The following is a 1,386-nucleotide window of genomic DNA, read 5'->3' as shown; positions in this document are numbered from 1 at the left end:
TGTGTGGACGTATATGGACCCCGCCCGATTGCAACGACTGGCTTGATCAGGATCGACGGCCACAACTGCTGACGTATATCCGGCTTCTTGATGCGGCTGGACAACGTCTCCGCCGCGAGCCTCGATGGTTTTCGCCCGCTTCCACCTCAACGGCCCCGAGACATCGGCGCAAGCCGTGCCGGTCCACACATCAGGTTCGGGAAGCGACGGGGTGACCGTTTCGCCATCTCCTGCCATTTGTTGCAATTGCCGGTGAGACCTCCTTTCCTTGATTGCCGCTTCGCTTCAGGCCGCCTTCACCGAAAGCGCCGGCTCATAAGCCGCGCCGCCTGTGAGCATAGCCCACACGATCCGCGCGTTCTTGTTGGCAAGAGCCACGGCCGCGACATTGGGATGGCGCCGTTGCCGCATCTTGCCGAGCCAGAGGCTTCGCGGATCCTGCTTGCCATTAGCACGGCTTAAAGCGGCGCGAGCTCCGTGAATCATCAGCGTCCGCAGGTATCGATCGCCCCGTTTGCTGATGCCGAACAAGCGGGCCCGCCCTCCACTGGATCGCTGCTTGGGTACCAGACCAAGCCAAGCCGCGAACTGTCGGCCGTTCTTGAAACAGCTTCTATCGCCCACGGCGGCGACCAAGGCTGTTGCTGTCACAGGTCCGACGCCTTCGATTTTGCCGAGCCGCTGGCACTGCTCACTCGTACGGAAGATTTCCCTTATCCGCCGGTCATAGGCTGCAATGCGGGTATCAAGCTCGGACAACTCCTCTTGCAGTTCCCTCATGAGCGCTCGGAGCATCTCGCTGAGGTCGTCATTGATGTTTCCTACGATGACCGCGAGGCCACGCCGCAGCTGCGCGATGTCACGGGCAATGACAATCCCATGCTCGGACAGAAGACCGCGAATCTGATTGACGAGCCTGACTCGATCGGCGACCAGGCGCCGGCGAATGCGGTGGACGGCCTGTACCGCCAGCTGATCGGTTGATTTCGGTGGCACGAAGCGCATGGACGGACGACCGACCGCTTCGCAGATGGCTTCCGCATCGTTCTGGTCGTTTTTGTTCGACTTGACGTATGGTGTCACGAACTGAGGGCTGATTAGTCGGACCTGATGGCCAAGCTCCGTGAGCACGCGAGCCCAATAGTGTGCCCCGTTGGAAGCCTCCATGCCGACCAGGCAGGCCGGTAAATTGGCGAAAAAGCCGGCCACCGCATCGCGACGTAACCTCTTTCGCACAACGACTTTCCCGTGGTTGTCGACGCCGTGAACTTCGAAGACATACTTCGCCAGATCTAGACCTATCCGAACGACCTGCATAACATCCTCCTTCGCTGCAGTTGACGCTTGAGATTCCACCGCGGCAAGGGCGGGGTCCATACCATTGGC

Annotated in this window: 1 protein-coding gene; it reads right to left on the bottom strand. The window is 60.2% G+C overall.

What is annotated here, in order from left to right; genetic code table 11:
* Positions 1 to 285 precede the first annotated feature (285 nt).
* Positions 286 to 1,317: an IS110 family RNA-guided transposase gene (locus AC0L23_RS39900; RefSeq protein WP_247296495.1), complete on the bottom strand. Its 1,032-nt coding sequence runs from the start codon at positions 1,315 to 1,317 to the stop codon at positions 286 to 288.
* Positions 1,318 to 1,386 lie beyond the last annotated feature (69 nt).

The sequence above is a fragment of the Bradyrhizobium sp. MI1.4 genome (assembly GCF_055811315.1).
The sequence above is the reverse complement of the archived record's forward strand: the minus strand, read 5'-3'. Positions and strand labels throughout refer to the sequence as shown.